This window comes from Nitrospina gracilis Nb-211, from assembly GCF_021845525.1.
GTDB lineage: Bacteria > Nitrospinota > Nitrospinia > Nitrospinales > Nitrospinaceae > Nitrospina > Nitrospina gracilis_A.
In genome coordinates, this window is sequence record NZ_JAKJKD010000001.1 from 1,081,464 (window position 1) to 1,096,465 (window position 15,002).

The following is a 15,002-nucleotide window of genomic DNA, read 5'->3' on the forward strand; positions in this document are numbered from 1 at the left end:
AGCGCTTGCTAAAATGAACAAGTAGTGTATTTTAGCGAACTTTTGTCATTCTGGAAGGTAGATCGAAACATGAAATCGACCTGCAAGGCACTTTTGTTGTGGGTGGGCCTCGGGGTCATGACCTCCGGCGCGGTCTGGGAAATGACGCCGGAAGACCTCGGCCAATATATAGAAAAGAAACTGCGCCGCAACGATCAGACTCTGAAGCTGAATGAAAAGATCATTCACGAATCCGGTGCGGAGTTCCTCGCCAACTCGCCGCTTCTGGAAAACGTCACCGTTCTCAAGATTTATAAAGGTGACATCGGCGACGGAGGTGTGCGCGCGCTGGCGCAGTCGCCTTACCTGAAAAACCTGAAAGAGTTGTCGATCGAGAACAATGGTGTGACCGATGCCGGGGCGCGTTACCTTGCGGAGTCCCCATATCTAAACAACCTGGAGACATTGAACCTGTTCAACAATAAGATCGGCGACGCAGGGGCGAAGGCGTTGGCGGAGTCGCAGACTCTTTCCGGGCTTATCGAACTCAACCTGAATTACAACGAGGTGGGCGATGCCGGCACGCTGGCCATCCTTCATTCCTCCAGCTTCAAGCGCCTGACACACATCGGTCTCGCCTACAACAAGATGGGCAAGGAAGGTTCGCAGGCTTTGAAGGACTTCCGCCTGCGGCAGAAGATCGAGGAATGGAAGGCCACCGACTCGCTGGGGAATCTGGAGAAAAATTATATCGGCGACCGGGGGGTGCTGATCCTTTTGGAATCGCCTTACATCAGTGAGATTCAGGAATTGAACCTGAGCAACAACAACCTGACGGACGAGGCCATCGTGGCGCTGGCCAACTCCCCAAAGGTGAGTAAATTGCGTTCGCTTCGCCTCGCGGGCAATTACATCACCGATCGCGGTGCGGAAGCGCTGGCCCAATCCAAATCCCTGCGCAGTCTCAAAAACCTGGATTTGAACTTCAACTACATCGGCGATGAAGGTGCCTTTGCCCTGGCGAAGGCGGAGCACCTGTCGCAGTTGGAAATGCTACGGCTGGGGCAGAACCGCATTGGGTTCGAGGGTGCACGGGCGCTCGACCAGTCTCCTTATCTCAAAAATCTCATTTACCCCATCTTCGGCTTTTACTGATTCCGGATACGACTCATGGTGCAGATACTCGAATTTGAAAAGGAAATTTTTGCGGTCGAGAACCAGATCCGCGAACTTGTTTCGCTGTCGCACATGTATGACAGCATCGGCGATATCTCCCACGAAATCGCCAAGCTCAAGAAAAAACTGCGGCGCATGAAGTACGACACGTTCAACAACCTGGATGGTTGGCAGAAAACGCAGGTCGCGCGCCACTCCATGCGTCCCTATACGCTGGACTACATCAACGGCATCTTCACCGACTTTCAGGAATTGAGCGGTGACCGTCATGGCGGGTTGGGGGCGCCGATCGTCGGCGGCATGGCGAAGTTCGGCGACCTCACGGTGATGGTCATCGGTCACCAGAAAGGCCGCGACACGAAAGAAAAACTCCTGCGCAACTTTGGCATGCCGCAACCCGCCGCTTATCGCAAGGCATTGCGCCTGATGGAAATGGCGGAAAAGTTCAACCTGCCCATCGTCACCTTCATCGACACTCCCGGCGCATACCCCGGCGTCGATGCGGAAGAGCAGGGCCAGTCGGAAGCGATCGCGCAGAACCTGTTCGTCATGGCAGGTCTCAAGGTGCCGGTCATCGCCACCATCATCGGCGAGGGCGGCAGTGGCGGCGCGCTGGCGATCGGCATGGGCAACCGCGTGCTCATGCTGGAGCATTCCGTTTATTCCGTGATTTCGCCGGAAGGATGCGCGTCGATTTTGTGGGACGACAAGGACAAAGTGAAGCAAGCCGCCGATGCGCTTTGCATGACGGCGCAACAACTCATCACGATGAAGGTGATCGATCAGGTTGTGCCCGAACCCCTGGGTGGCGCGCACCGCAACCACAAACGCGCCATCATCCTGCTCAAAAAGGCCCTGCGCGTGCACCTCAATGCATTGACGCAGATGAGTGCCGAACAGTTGGTTGCACAACGGCAGGAAAAATTCCGCAAACTGGGCGAGTTCGTCACCGGCCCGGTTAAAGAATAATTTCCCCCCCCCGATTCTTCTTTCTTTACAGGTGGAGTTGCGACCGGAACAGGTTCGCGTAACTGGTATCGCCCTGGATCAGGTCTTCGTGCGTGCCCGACTCCACCAGTGTTCCTTCCTGCAGGACCACGATGCGGTCCGCATCCTCCAGCGTGGACAGGCGATGCGCGATGATGAGCGTCGTCCGGTTGGACATGAGCTGGCGGAGTGCGGCCTTGATCTGCAACTCGGTTTCGGAATCGACCGATGCGGTGGCCTCGTCCAGCACCACGATGGGTGGATCTTTTAAAAACACGCGGGCGATGGCCAGGCGGTGACGCTCCCCGCCGGACAGCTTCACTCCGCGCTCACCGATCAATGTTTCATACCCGTTGGGAAGCTTTTCGATGAATCCCGCGGCATTGGCCGCTTGTGCCGCGCGGCGGATGTCCTCGTCGGAGGCCTGCAGGTTGCCGTAACGGATATTGTCTGCCACGGTTCCATTGAACAAAAACGGTTCCTGCGATACCAGCCCGATCTGCTCGCGCAGGTATGACAGACTGAGTTCGCGAAGCGGGTAGCCGTCGATGTGGATTTCACCCGCCGTCGGATCGTAAAACCGCATGAGAAGCTTGACCAGCGTCGATTTGCCGCTTCCCGTATGCCCCGCGAGTGCGATGGTTTCTCCCGGCTCAACATCAAAAGAGACGCCATGCAGGACTTCTTTGCCTTTCACGTACGAAAAATGAATGTCGTGGAACGCGATGTGGCCGCGCACGTGGGTGGACGGCACGATGGGGTTCGCCGGTTCCTTCACCTCCGGTTCGGCGTCGATGATTTCAAACAGCCGCTCGCTGGAGGCCAGCGCGTGTTGCAACATGTGATTGAGTGAGTGGAGCTGGTTGATCGGGGTGTAAAACAGCGCGAGGTAACCGATGAAGGCGACCAGCGTGCCGACGGTGATCTCCCCGCCGCGCACCAGGCCGATGCCGTAGAGCACGATCAGCACCGTGCCCATCGACCCCAGAAACATCATGCTGGGCGAGTAGTATGCCCACAGCTTCATCACCTCCAGTGTGCCTTTGCAGTAGGCGTCGCTCCGTTTTTCGAATCGCTCGATCTCATGATTCTGCCGGTTGAAAGCGAAGGTTTCCTTCATGCCGGAGATGGTGTCCTGCAGGATGCCGTTCATCTTTGCGGCCCGTTCGCGCACCATGTGGTACAGATCATGTGCCTTGAACGTGTATTTCCACGCACCGAGGATCAGCAGGGGGATCGGGATCATCGATGCCAATGCAAGCTTCCAGTGTAGGAAGAACATGATGAGGGTGATGCCAATGAGCGTCAGCACGGCGGTGACCAACTGCTCGATGCCGTCGATGAAGATGCGCTCGACGTAGGTGACGTCGTCGTTGACGCGCGACATGATCTCGCCGGTGGCGCGGTTTTCGTAATACTTGAGCGACATCTTCTGCAGGGAGCGGTACACATGCGACCGCAGGTCGAAGACCACTTTCTGCTCAAGGTCGTTGTTGAGGCGGATGCGCTTGTAGTTGGAAAAGTTACGGCCGAAGTAAGACAACACGAGCACCAGCACGACCCAGTAGATCGTGTTGCCGGTCTGCTCCTGCACCAGTTGATCGACGATGATCTTGATGAGCCAGGGCGGCACCAGATCCAGAAGCGTGGTCAGGATGGCGAACCCCAGAGTCCACGCCACAAAGGATTTGTAAGGTTTCAGGTAGCCCAAAACCCGGATGAGTGATTTCATGATGCGTGTGTGTCAGCGTTGTCTTATTTTTGTGTGAGCCATGCATGGCGGCTTGACCCCGTTGAGGTCCATGGTTCAATATTAGACCAGACAAGGCGGGAATCTTAAATAAAAACTTCTGGATGCATGGAGAAGGCATGGAATATCGACAGTTGGGATCGAGCGATTTGAAGGTTTCGGTTTTGGGTTTTGGCGCATGGGGTATCGGCGGCTCACCGTTCTGGACGACGGAAGGCGACCGCGCCTCCGAGAAGGCCCTGCTGAAGGCGGTGGAATTGGGGATCAATTTTTTCGATACCGCGCCGGTGTATGGATTCGGGCATTCGGAGTCGCTCATCGGAAAAGCTCTGAAACCACACCGCGACAAGCTGATCTACGCCACCAAGTGCGGCCTGCGATGGGAGAAGGAATCGCTGGGTTCCATCCGCAAAGTGGCGACGCGCGCGTCCATTGAAGAAGAAATCGAGTTGAGCTTGAAGCGCCTGCAAACGGATGTGATCGACCTCTACCAGGTGCACTGGCCGGATGTGGACACGCCGCAGGCCGAGACCATGGAAACGCTGTTGCGTCTGAAGGGACAGGGCAAGATACGCCACATCGGTGTCAGTAATTACAATACCCGGCAGATGCAGGAATGCCTGGAGGTGGGGCCGATCGTCTCATTGCAACCGGAATACAGTCTTCTGCAAAGGTCGATCGAAAAAGAAATCGTTCCCTATTGCCGCGGAAAAAACATCGGCATCGTGGCATACAGCCCGCTGGCTTCGGGTGTGTTGACCGGCAAGTACGGCAAGGACACCAAGTTCAAGGACTGGCGGAGCAAGGGCATCATCGGCGAGTTCACGGGCGAGGCGTTCGAACGTAACGTGGAGAAAGTGGAGAAAATGAAAGCCATCGCCGAAGCGTTGGGAAAAACCTGTGCCCATGTGGCGATCAACTGGGTCACGCACCAGCCGGCGGTGGCGACGGCCTTGATCGGCGTCAAAAACGAAAAGCAGATGGAAGAGAACGTGCAGGCTGTCGGCTGGAAACTGGAGGACGATGTTCTGAAACGCCTCGACGAAATTTTTGCCGTCAAATGATCAGGGATTCGGCTGCTGAAGGATGCCCTTGTAGGTTTTCACCATATCCTCGGTCTTTTCCTTCACCAGGTCGACCTTCACCCGCACCATCGGGTTTTCCGGCTTCAAAAGAGAAAGCGATCCGTTGATGCCGGTCACGGTTTCTTCCAACCGGTTCACCTGTCCGGGATGGTCGATTTGCGGAGCCATCGATTCCGGTTTCTTCGACACATCCTCCATCACCTGTTGCAGGGCGGTCTCCAGCGCCTTGATCCGTTCTTCCGTGATTTTCTGTTTGACACCCAGGTTGAGGGAAGCCTGGCTTTGGGACAGCGTCAATTGCGTTCCCAAATCCTTCAGGTGCAGAACCTGGGTTTTGTTGATGGTGTAAAACGTGATCCCGAGGATGGCGAGAACGCTGAGGTACAGCATGGTTTTGACGACGGTGATCTCCCGCCGGTTTTTTTGAATTTCCGCGCGCAGGGCGTCCATCTCGGAAGCCGAATGCGTTTCAGCGGGAGTGGAAACGGTTTCGCGGCTGTCGGTTTCTTTCAACGGGGAAGGGGAAGCGGCGCCTTCCTCACCATTTCCGGACGAACGATCCGGTTCCAGGTTCTCGTCACGCGATTCCATGGTTCTCCTCAGCAATGAATTTTCAGAACGGGAGTTATTGTTCCACAACCATGAGGCTCAGGTAAAGGCCTAAAATATCATCACCAAAGAAAATGGAGATGATCGTGGCCAGCGCGAGGAAGGGACCGAAGGGAATCCGGCTGAGGAAGTTCAATTTTTTGGTGGTCATGCCCAGCGCGCCGAACAGGGCTCCGGAAATGGCGCCGAGAAAAATGACGAGCAGGACCTGCGCCCATCCCAATAGCGCGCCCGCCGCGGCGATGTACTTGATGTCGCCGCCACCCATGCCCATGGCGCCGCGCACCTTGAAATACACCTCGGCCAGAAACAAAAACAGACCGCCGCCCACCACCAGCCCGATCAGGGAATCCACGAATCCATTCAGGTAGGTTCCCGCGATCAAACCGAAGGCGATGCCGGGAAGCGTGATCTTGTCCGGGATGATCTGGTGCTCGATGTCGATGACGGTGATGATGACGAGCGTCGGCATGACCACGGCATAAATCGCACTGGTCCAGGTGAAGCCGAATTTGTAAAACACCGCCGCCCACAAAAGAGCCGTCACCAGTTCCACCGCCGGATACACCGGTGAGATGCGTTCCTTGCACTGGCGGCAACGTCCGCCGAGCATGAGGTAGCTCAGCACCGGGATGTTGTCGCGCTTGCGGATGGGGGTTTTGCAGTGCGGGCAGTGCGAGGCGGGAAACGCCACCGATTTCTTTTTCGGCATGCGTGCGATGCACACATTGCAGAAACTTCCGACCACCAGGCCGAATACGAAGCCGATGACCGCGAGCAAGGGAGGTGGAATGAGAGCGAATGTAGAGAAGTCCATGCGGGCTCAACGTGAAAGAGAATCGTCCGGCACAACCGCCGCCATTTCCATTGTCAGGCAGAATCAGTAAGGAATCAATCGTTCCACCGTATCAAATACGGTTTCACTGCTGAACCCCTTGCGTTGCAGGAACCCGGCGAGACGTTGTCTCTGCTTCTGCTTGTCCAGATTTTTCCACTTGGGAAGTTTGCTTTGTGCGGCCTCGCGTGCCAGTTCCTTTTCATCGACTTCGCCATAGAGCTGGCGCAGGGTGTCGTTGATGATGGAATCGGCGAGCCCTTTCAGGCGTAGATCCTGTTGCAGGCGAAAACGGCCGAACCGCTTGGTCTCGATGCGGTAGCGCCCCCATTGCAGGGCGAAGCGCGGGTCGTCCACGTATCCCAACCGTTTCAGGTAATCGAGGACCAGGTCGACAACCGGCGGCTCGAAGTCCTTACCGCGAAGGTAGGTTCGCAGTTCGTGCTCGGTTCGGTCGCGGTAGGTGAGGTAACGCAGGGCCCGGTTGCGGGCCTGTTTCAGGGTGTCGTCGTCCGGCATCGGGAGCGGGTCCGGAAAGGGCTACTTCTTTTTGCCTTTGCCGGCGGCCTTGGTTGCGATTTCTTCCTCTTCAGGAGCCGCACCGTTATCTGCGGGAGGCGCGCTGGGCACCGGCAGGTTCAGTTTCTGCCGGATCTGGGTTTCGATCTTCTGCGCGATATCGGGATTTTCCTCCAGGAAGTTCTTGGAGTTTTCGCGGCCCTGGCCGATGCGCTCGTCTCCAAACGAAAACCACGTGCCGCTTTTCTGGATGATTTCGTTCTGCACGCCCAGGTCCAAAATGTCGCCGTAGCGGGAGATGCCTTTGCCATAGATGATGTCGAACTCGCATTCGCGGAACGGTGGCGCGAGCTTGTTTTTCACCACCTTCACGCGGGTGCGGTTGCCGATCACCTTATCGCCGTCCTTGAGCGCGGAGATGCGGCGGATATCGAGGCGCACCGAGGAATAAAACTTGAGCGCGTTGCCGCCGGTGGTGGTCTCCGGACTGCCGAACATGACGCCGATCTTCATGCGGATCTGGTTGATGAAGATGAGCGCCGTGCGCGATTTGTTGATGACGCCGGTCAGTTTGCGCATGGCCTGCGACATGAGGCGCGCCTGCAGGCCCATGTGCGAGTCGCCCATCTCGCCGTCGAGTTCCGCCTTCGGCACCAGTGCCGCCACCGAGTCGATAACGATCACGTCCACCGCGCCGCTTCGTACCAGGACCTCGGCGATCTCCAGCGTCTGTTCGCCCGTATCCGGTTGCGACAACAGAAGGTCGTCCAGGTTGACGCCCAGGTTGCGCGCGTACTGCGGGTCGAGCGCGTGCTCGGCGTCGATGAACGCGGCGACACCGCCCGCTTTCTGTGCTTCGGCGATGATGTGCAGGGTGAGGCTGGTTTTACCGGACGCCTCCGGTCCATAGATTTCGATCACGCGGCCACGCGGCACGCCGCCGATTCCCAGAATCGCGTCGAGCGACAGGGAGCCGGTGGGAATGGTGGCGACCCGCTGTGCTTCGGCCTGGCCCAGCTTCATGATGGATCCTTTGCCGAACTGCTTTTCTATCTGCGAAAAAGCGAGGTCGAGGGCTTTCTCCTTATCCGGATCGATGGACATGACGTCTCCTAATAGAAAGGTGAGGTATGAATGGTTCAGGGGGCCGGGGTCCGGCCCTGGAGCGAGATAGTTTCCAATACGGTGTAGATCGAACCTTTGGGTGTCAATTCGCTTTGAATCAGGGAAAACGACGCGACCTGGAACGGACTCGGGTCGATGGAACCCAACTCCTCTATTCCCCGGCGCAACCGGTCGCAACCTTTCGGTGATTTGATGCGTCCCAGAGTCAGGTGCGGCGAAAAAGGCCGGTTCTCCCGCGGCCAGCCCAGCGGTTCCAAGGCGCCTTCCACCTCGAACTGAAGCGTGGTCAAAAGCTGTTCCGCATCCTTCAGGCCCACCCAGACCACCCTCGGTTTTTTCCATCCCGGAAACACTCCCACCTCGCCAAGCGAAACCAGGAAGGGCGCGTGGATGGATACCGCCCCGGACAAAGCTGTCTTGATTTCAGGAATGCGTTGAGGGTCGGTGTCGCCGAGAAATTTCAGGGTCAGGTGTATGTTGCCGGGCCGTGTCCAGGATGCGTGCAACCCCAGTTTTTTGAACCGATTCTGAATTTCGCTGAGAGTGCCGAGCGCCACGGACGGAACAGGAACGGCTACAAAGGTTCTTATGGCCTGCACAGTTTACAAATCGCCTCCGGGGTTGTCAATTTGATTTGCCGGGCTGTCCGCACCTGAAAAAGAGGGACTTTCCCACCTCATTGATAGTCCTTTGCAGGGGCCTGGGGTTCCGGAGCCTGCGTGTTCCAGCCGTTGGCCAAATGGATGGTGGAGGTGGGGAATGCCACTTCCGCGCCTTCCTTTTCGATGATGTCGATGACCTTCAGAAGCACGTCCTGCTTGATTTCATGATACCGCTCCCAAACGGTGGTCTTGGTGAAGGTGTAAATGAAAAAGTCGAGCGACGATGCGGCGAATTTATTGAAGTTGACTATAAGGGTTTTGTTTGTGTCGATTTCCGGGTGATTCGCCAGCATGGATTTCACTTTTTCCACGATGGTCCCCATTTTGGAAATGTCGTCGTAGCGGATGCCGATGGTTTCGTAAATACGCCGGTTCTCCATGCGGCTCGGGTTTTCCACCGAGATCGAGGCGAACACCGCGTTGGGCACGTAAAGCGGGCGTTTGTCGAAGGTGCGGATGCGCGTCAGCCGCCAGCCGATGTCCTCCACAATCCCTTCGATCTCGCGGTCGGGCGAGCGCACCCATTCGCCCACCACGAAGGGCCGGTCGAGATAGATCATCAATCCGCCGAAAAAGTTGGCGAGCAGGTCGCGCGCGGCGAAACCGACGGCGATACCGCCGATGCCGCCGAAAGCGAGCACGCCGGAAATGCTGAAGCCCAGTGTTTGAAGAACGACCAGAAAGGCGGTGATGACCACCGACAGCTTCAACAGTTTGGCGATGGCGTCGGCCGTGGTGCGGTCGAGTGTGGTTCCTTCTTTTTTGAGGAACACCTCCTCGCCGTTTTTGATGAGCCGCACGATGAACCATGTGATGCTGGCGATGATGAGGGTGTCGCGGGCCGGTCCCATCATTTCAAACACGACGGAACTGATGGCTTCCTCAATGACTTCCGATGCGGTGTAAACGCCGATGGTCCAGATGGCGAGCCGAAGCGGCTTGCGCACCGCATCGATCAAGGCCTCGTCCCAGATACTTGCTGATGTTTCAGCGCGCTTCTGAAGCCGGTCGAACGCCCGTTTTTGGAAGTAGTCGACAAGGAGCGTCACGAAGACGACAAGGAAGGCCTGCAGGATATAGGAGTGATCTTCCGTGATGTAATGGACGATGGACTCAAAATCCATGGGCAGGCCTCCTTGGCAGAGAGAAAAACGGCCCGGGGTTCATCAGCGATCTGCGAATCCGGGCAACCTTTTCATTACTAACAAAATTGGCCGGGGATTTCAATTCGACGCCCGGAGGGTGGGCGCAATACGGGGTGGGAGCAACCGGTTGCGGGCTTGGCTGGGAGGAGAGGAAACCCGCCCGGCCTCACTCCATCTTTTTGGAACTGGGCAAAGGGAAAGGCTGGCTGAGACCGGTTTCCGAATCCGCATCCACCGCTTCTTTCCTGTTTTTTGCGGCCTGACGGATCAGCGATCGTTCCCGCTTCAGAATCCCCGCCATTTTTTCCAACGCGTGGTCCACGGGATGCGTGTATTCCAGAAAAAACTGGCTCACCATCTGCCGCGTGAGGGTCTGTTTGAAAACCGACGGGGTGATCTGTCCCGCAATCAGGCGTTTTTTGAGCACCTGCACGCCGGTCGGGTCCAGGTACTGTTTGAGATCGGGTTTTTTTCTCGTGGCGGTGTCCGTTGCGTTCATGGGGTTCCTGTGAAATTGGGTTCAATTAATTGACGCGAGTCCTTATAATTCAATAATGAGCAAGAACCGTGCCACGCCTCCGGCATGGGGGTCGAAGCGTGCCGGTAGCGCGAGACAGACGGGAGGCAGGACACAAACCGGTCCGGGAGCATCAATTATTGCCTCTTTTTGCCGATGGGGATAAAGGACTCCTTTGCACTGAAAGGGAAGGTAAGGCATGGACCTGACGCTGGAACCGCCGCCGGAACCGAAACCGGAACGCCGGTATTATTATGAGGAAACGGATACGGCTTCGCCGCCTCCACCACCCCGATCCATTGAGGTGAATTCCACGACGTGGAAGATACTGCTCGGGCTGGCCGGAGGTCTGGCGTTGCTTATCTGGAGCACGTGGCTGGAACCGGTGGAGTTGCCTCCCATTGTGGTGCAGCTGTACAGCGAGCCGGGTCCGGGGCCGCTTTCGCCTCGGCCTGTGAAAGAAAAACAACCTCCACCTTTGCCGGAAAACTGGCGTCAACGCTTTGAACCCAAGCCAAAAAAGTACCCCGGCGCGGATTGGGAGACACGCACCCAGTCTGAATACCGGAAGGTGAAGCGGTATGAATTTTTGCCCGAGGTGCTGGAATCTCAGCCGACCAAGTCGCTGACGGTGGAAAGCAACCGTCCGGTCCCCCGAACCACCCATGTACGCGACAAAAGCCTGGTTCTGGCGGGCCGGGGATTTGAGATCGGGCGCTTCGAACCGGACAAGGGGCTGACCTTCCGCCTGAACACCCTGCCGGTACCGGAGCCAAACATGGTGCCGCTCGATTCATTGCCTGAATATGGAAACAATCGTGACGGCTTGCAGACCGTCCGCCATGGGAAGGGCGTGGTGTTTCATGCCGGCGCCACGGGAGTGCCGCCCGAAATCTCTCTGGAAATAGCCCCGAAGGAGGCGGAGACCGTCTCACCGGAGCCGGAAGAGCCGGTGGTGGATGCCGGGACGGTTCCCGAAATGCGGGTCCTGCTGGATGTAGCGGGAGAAGCGTTGTTGAAACTGGATTCGTCGAAAGCCGCGCCGTTGGATTTGTTGAACGAACACCCCGCCATCCTGCGGCATGAATTCGAGAAAAGGGAGAAGCAAGGGGATTAGCTGGAGCGCATCAGGACCGGCTCCAGTAAAAAAGAATCCAGAAGCCGATGATGAGCACCCACACCAGAAGCTTGCGGAACCAGTGAACCTTGTACCGGTCGCCGCGTTCCTGCAACTCCCGGTTGCGTTCACGAAATCGGTTGCCCATGGACGCCTTCCTTCTCCAGCCCGTCAGGGCGATTGGGATTGCGCCGCTTTCTCCGGTTTTGCAGACAGGGCGCAACGGAAACCGAAGCTGTTGTTGCGCACTTCCGGGTTGAAGAAAGCGCGGTTGAAGGTCGGCGCGCTCAACCCGCACCCGTAAGACAGGCAGTCGAACCATGACCCGCCTTTGAGAATGCGCTTTTCGCGGCCGTACTCCGCTTTCGGGATGGGGTTGCCCGGATGCGGCAGGTAGTAGCTGTCCACCCATTCCCACACGTTGCCCGACATGTCGAACAGGCCGTAGGGACTGCGTCCGTCGGGGTAACTGCCGACCGGTTCGGTGCCGGTGGAGCCTTTATACGGATTGTTGGATTTGGTGAGCACCCACACGTTGCCCCACGGGTAAATGTTGCCGTCTTCGCCGCGTGCGGCTTTTTCCCATTCCTGCTCGGTGGGCAGGCGTTTGCCTTTCCATTTGCAATACGCATCCGCGTCGTGCCAGTTGACGTAGGTGACAGGATGCTTCTCTTTGCCCTTGGGCAGGTTGCCGTCCGGCCAGTGAAACGGCGCTTCATGCCCGGTGGCCTTCACGAACTCCCGGTATTTCTCGTTGGTCACTTCATACAGGTCGATGTAAAACGCCTCGGTCAGCGCAATGTGTTCCGGCGACTCGTCATCCCAGCGGTCGTTGGAACCCATGATGAATTCGCCCGCGGGGATGTACACCATGCCGGGAATGGATTTGACGGATGAGGAGGTTTTGTTTCCTGCGGTGCCGGTGGCTTTGCCGGCGAGCACCGGTCCGCGCAGGGAGCGCACGCGGCGGTTGGGAACGGCATCCTCCGGCTGGATGTGCAACGAGCGCGTGGTGAAAGGGTTCTGCTTTGCCACCGCGCCGGGGCCCACATGGCAGGCGCGGCACTCGGCCTTGTTGAATTTATCCAGTTTGGCGCGAACCAGGTTTTCCGGCTGGTGACACGCGGTCTGGCAGGTGGCCATACCGGTGGTGTGGTTTTTCAGGCTCTCAAATGCCAGCGAGGCCTCGGCTGTAAAAAAAACGGCGGCAAACGCCACACCGGTTGCGATTCTGAGAAAATTTTGAGGGAGCATGCGCCTGTGTTAAAAGCCTGTTATTCGGCCGTTTTCCAACTTCCTGCAAAAAACGGGTTTATTTGGATTCTATAATAAGGAAAAATAACCAGTCAAAATTAAATACCGGAGTGATTGCGTGAACCGTTGGCGGTACATCGAAGACGACAAGCAGGACGGCGGCTGGAACATGGCGGTGGACGAGGCCCTGCTTCGCACCTGCGAACGGGATGCTTCGTTTGTCCCGACGCTCCGCCTGTACGGCTGGAAGCGTCCCACGCTTTCCATCGGTTACTCGCAACCGGTGGAGGCGGAGATCGATCTGGAACGGTGCCGTGAGAAGAAGGTCGACTGGGTGCGGCGCCCCACCGGTGGCCGGGCGCTGTTGCACATGGAGGAACTGACGTATTCCATGGTGGGGCCGGTGACGCATCCGTTGTTCTCCGGCGGGCTCAAAGCCACGTTCTCCGTCATCAGCCAGGCGCTTCTGCAGGGCCTGGTTGAATTGAACATCGGCGACGCGCACATCAACAGGGAAAAACAGTACGGCACCACCCGGCAGGAACGTTCGCCCGCCTGTTTCGCCTCGCTCAACCATTGCGAGATCACCGTGCGCGAGAGAAAACTGATCGGCAGTGCGCAACGCCGCACGCAACAGGCGTTCCTGCAACACGGATCGGTGCTGATTGCCACCGATCACGATCTGTTTCATTCTCTGTTGATTTACCGCGACGGCGTCGCCGTGAACGAATCTCTCGCAAAACTGAAAGCTTCCACCACCACGCTCAATGAAATCGCGGGTTCCGCCGTTGCGTTTGAAGCCGTGCGCGACGCGTTCCACATGGGCATGACCGCGCATTTCGATGGAGCATGGACAACGGCGGGCCTCACCGCAGCCGAGCGCGATCTGGCGGAACATCTGCTGGAACGGTCTCGCACCATCGCCGGGACCGTTGGATGATTCCAAATTTTTAGTCCCTCCCAAGGAGACCCGTGACCTCTAAAAAATTTTATTTGTATGGAATGGTGCTGGTGCTGTGTCTGGTGCTGGCCGGGTGTGGTCCGAACAAGGGGTTGTTCAAAAAGGACCCTGCTCGTCAGCGGTATCTGGATCTGACGGAAACGTTTTTCTCCGGACTGCAGAAGCAAACGATTCAGCATGCGTGGTTCGCATTTGTCAACCGCGACCCGCTTCCCGATCTGTTGGTGGTGGAGCAGAACGCCGATGGCGCACCGGTGGTCCGCGTGTGGCAGAACATGGAAGGCAAGCGGCTGTCCAAACTGGAGCGTCCCGGCTGGGTGGGAAAGCCGGGTGACGTCATTGTCTCCATGCGCGCCCGCGATCTCAATCACGACCGCACGGCTGACCTCGTGCTCATCGGCCGATTTGCCGACGGCGACAGGGTGAAGGTGTTCATCAACAACGGACGCGGTTATTTTTACACGCCGCCCGGATTCCACCTGCCGTCGTTCAAGATGGGGTTGGATCGTGTGGACCTGGTGGACGTGGACCAGGACGGCAACATCGACCTGTTTTTCACCGGACACCATGTGCTGAACCGGGGCGAGCCGGATACGCACCAGGTGCAGTTTTTGCTCAACGACGGGCACGCGCAGTTTCGCGATGCCACCGAACTGCTTATGCCGCCCCTGCCCGCGGGCATTCGCGGCACCTCGTTCGCAGACTATGACGGCGACCGGGTGATCGATATCTTTCTCGTGTACGATACCGGCAGGAACCGTCTGCTGATCAACAACGGCCTCGGCCAGTTCACCGACCGCACCCGCGAACTGGTGCCGTTCATTCGAAGCAAAAGCATGTATGCCGACTGGGCGGATTTCGACATGGACGGCGACAACGACCTGCTGGTGGTCAACGAAAGCATCGATCCGCGCTCGCGTTCGTATGAGAACGAGTACAGTTATGTGCTGGTGAACAACGGCCACGGCTATTTCCGCAAAGGCCCCCTGCGCGTCTTTCCCGGTTATCCGTCGCGTGCCGTGTACCTGCTGGACGCCAACGCGGATTCAATTCCTGATATCATAATACTCAGCCGCGAGGGCATTCATTACCAGCGCGGTCTGGGGAAATGGCGTTTCCTGAGCGAAGGGGCAAAACGCCTCCCTGCCAACCGGCATTTTGAAGAACTGACATTCGCTGACGTCAACAACGACGGGCATCTGGAAATATTCGGTATCGATCGTGGGACGGGCCGCGGCCATCTGTGGGTGAACCGTTTCCAATGACATGTTTCAAATCAGA

General features: G+C 57.4%; 16 protein-coding genes. 6 read left to right on the forward strand and 10 right to left on the reverse strand.

The window, feature by feature from the left end:
• Positions 1-69: 69 nt before the first annotated feature.
• Both J2S31_RS05090 and J2S31_RS05095 read left to right on the forward strand, forming a co-directional pair.
• Positions 70-1,134 (forward strand): leucine-rich repeat domain-containing protein, encoded by a 1,065-nt coding sequence (locus J2S31_RS05090; protein ID WP_237097983.1) that lies wholly within the window; start codon positions 70-72, stop codon positions 1,132-1,134.
• Between the two features lie 15 nt (positions 1,135-1,149).
• Complete coding sequence (locus J2S31_RS05095) at positions 1,150-2,124, forward strand: acetyl-CoA carboxylase carboxyltransferase subunit alpha (protein ID WP_237097984.1); 975 nt, start codon at positions 1,150-1,152, stop codon at positions 2,122-2,124.
• A 25-nt stretch (positions 2,125-2,149) separates the two neighbouring features.
• Here J2S31_RS05095 and J2S31_RS05100 read toward each other — a convergent pair whose 3' ends face one another.
• Positions 2,150-3,874, reverse strand: coding sequence for an ABC transporter ATP-binding protein (locus J2S31_RS05100; RefSeq protein ID WP_237097985.1), 1,725 nt, complete (start codon positions 3,872-3,874; stop codon positions 2,150-2,152).
• 137 nt (positions 3,875-4,011) lie between these two features.
• Here J2S31_RS05100 and J2S31_RS05105 point away from each other — a divergent pair, with 137 nt between their 5' ends.
• The gene (locus J2S31_RS05105) at positions 4,012-4,956 is read left to right on the forward strand and encodes an aldo/keto reductase (protein ID WP_237097986.1); all 945 of its coding nucleotides are present in this window, start codon (positions 4,012-4,014) and stop codon (positions 4,954-4,956) included.
• Here J2S31_RS05105 and J2S31_RS05110 read toward each other — a convergent pair whose 3' ends face one another.
• The 7 genes from J2S31_RS05110 to J2S31_RS05140 all read right to left on the reverse strand — a co-directional run bounded on the left by J2S31_RS05110 (position 4,957) and on the right by J2S31_RS05140 (position 10,371).
• A complete protein-coding gene (locus J2S31_RS05110) occupies positions 4,957-5,568 on the reverse strand; it encodes a hypothetical protein (protein ID WP_237097987.1) in 612 nt (203 codons plus the stop codon). It lies immediately after the preceding gene.
• 34 nt (positions 5,569-5,602) lie between these two features.
• Positions 5,603-6,403, reverse strand: a complete 801-nt coding sequence (locus J2S31_RS05115; RefSeq protein ID WP_237097988.1) for a prepilin peptidase — start codon at positions 6,401-6,403, stop codon at positions 5,603-5,605.
• 63 nt (positions 6,404-6,466) lie between these two features.
• Entirely contained in the window at positions 6,467-6,940 is a 474-nt protein-coding gene (locus tag J2S31_RS05120) for a regulatory protein RecX (RefSeq protein WP_237097989.1), read from the reverse strand.
• Between the two features lie 21 nt (positions 6,941-6,961).
• Entirely contained in the window at positions 6,962-8,044 is a 1,083-nt protein-coding gene (recA, locus tag J2S31_RS05125; RefSeq protein WP_237097990.1) for a recombinase RecA, read from the reverse strand.
• 35 nt (positions 8,045-8,079) lie between these two features.
• Positions 8,080-8,664 carry an RNA 2',3'-cyclic phosphodiesterase gene (thpR, locus tag J2S31_RS05130; protein WP_336886591.1) on the reverse strand — a complete coding sequence of 195 codons (585 nt, stop codon included), beginning with the start codon at positions 8,662-8,664 and terminating at the stop codon, positions 8,080-8,082.
• 77 nt (positions 8,665-8,741) lie between these two features.
• Entirely contained in the window at positions 8,742-9,851 is a 1,110-nt protein-coding gene (locus J2S31_RS05135; RefSeq protein ID WP_237097992.1) for a mechanosensitive ion channel family protein, read from the reverse strand.
• 187 nt (positions 9,852-10,038) lie between these two features.
• A complete protein-coding gene (locus J2S31_RS05140; protein ID WP_237097993.1) occupies positions 10,039-10,371 on the reverse strand; it encodes a hypothetical protein in 333 nt (110 codons plus the stop codon).
• Between the two features lie 217 nt (positions 10,372-10,588).
• Here J2S31_RS05140 and J2S31_RS05145 point away from each other — a divergent pair, with 217 nt between their 5' ends.
• A complete protein-coding gene (locus J2S31_RS05145; RefSeq protein WP_237097994.1) occupies positions 10,589-11,506 on the forward strand; it encodes a hypothetical protein in 918 nt (305 codons plus the stop codon).
• Between the two features lie 10 nt (positions 11,507-11,516).
• Here the strand turns inward: J2S31_RS05145 and J2S31_RS05150 are convergent, their stop codons facing one another.
• Complete coding sequence (locus J2S31_RS05150; RefSeq protein WP_237097995.1) at positions 11,517-11,654, reverse strand: hypothetical protein; 138 nt, start codon at positions 11,652-11,654, stop codon at positions 11,517-11,519.
• A 23-nt stretch (positions 11,655-11,677) separates the two neighbouring features.
• Positions 11,678-12,760 carry a formylglycine-generating enzyme family protein gene (locus J2S31_RS05155; protein ID WP_237097996.1) on the reverse strand — a complete coding sequence of 361 codons (1,083 nt, stop codon included), beginning with the start codon at positions 12,758-12,760 and terminating at the stop codon, positions 11,678-11,680.
• A gap of 118 nt (positions 12,761-12,878) precedes the next feature.
• Here J2S31_RS05155 and J2S31_RS05160 point away from each other — a divergent pair, with 118 nt between their 5' ends.
• Positions 12,879-13,700 carry a lipoate--protein ligase family protein gene (locus J2S31_RS05160; protein WP_237097997.1) on the forward strand — a complete coding sequence of 274 codons (822 nt, stop codon included), beginning with the start codon at positions 12,879-12,881 and terminating at the stop codon, positions 13,698-13,700.
• Between the two features lie 32 nt (positions 13,701-13,732).
• The gene (locus J2S31_RS05165) at positions 13,733-14,986 is read left to right on the forward strand and encodes an FG-GAP repeat domain-containing protein (RefSeq protein WP_237097998.1); all 1,254 of its coding nucleotides are present in this window, start codon (positions 13,733-13,735) and stop codon (positions 14,984-14,986) included.
• Positions 14,987-15,002: the final 16 nt, after the last annotated feature.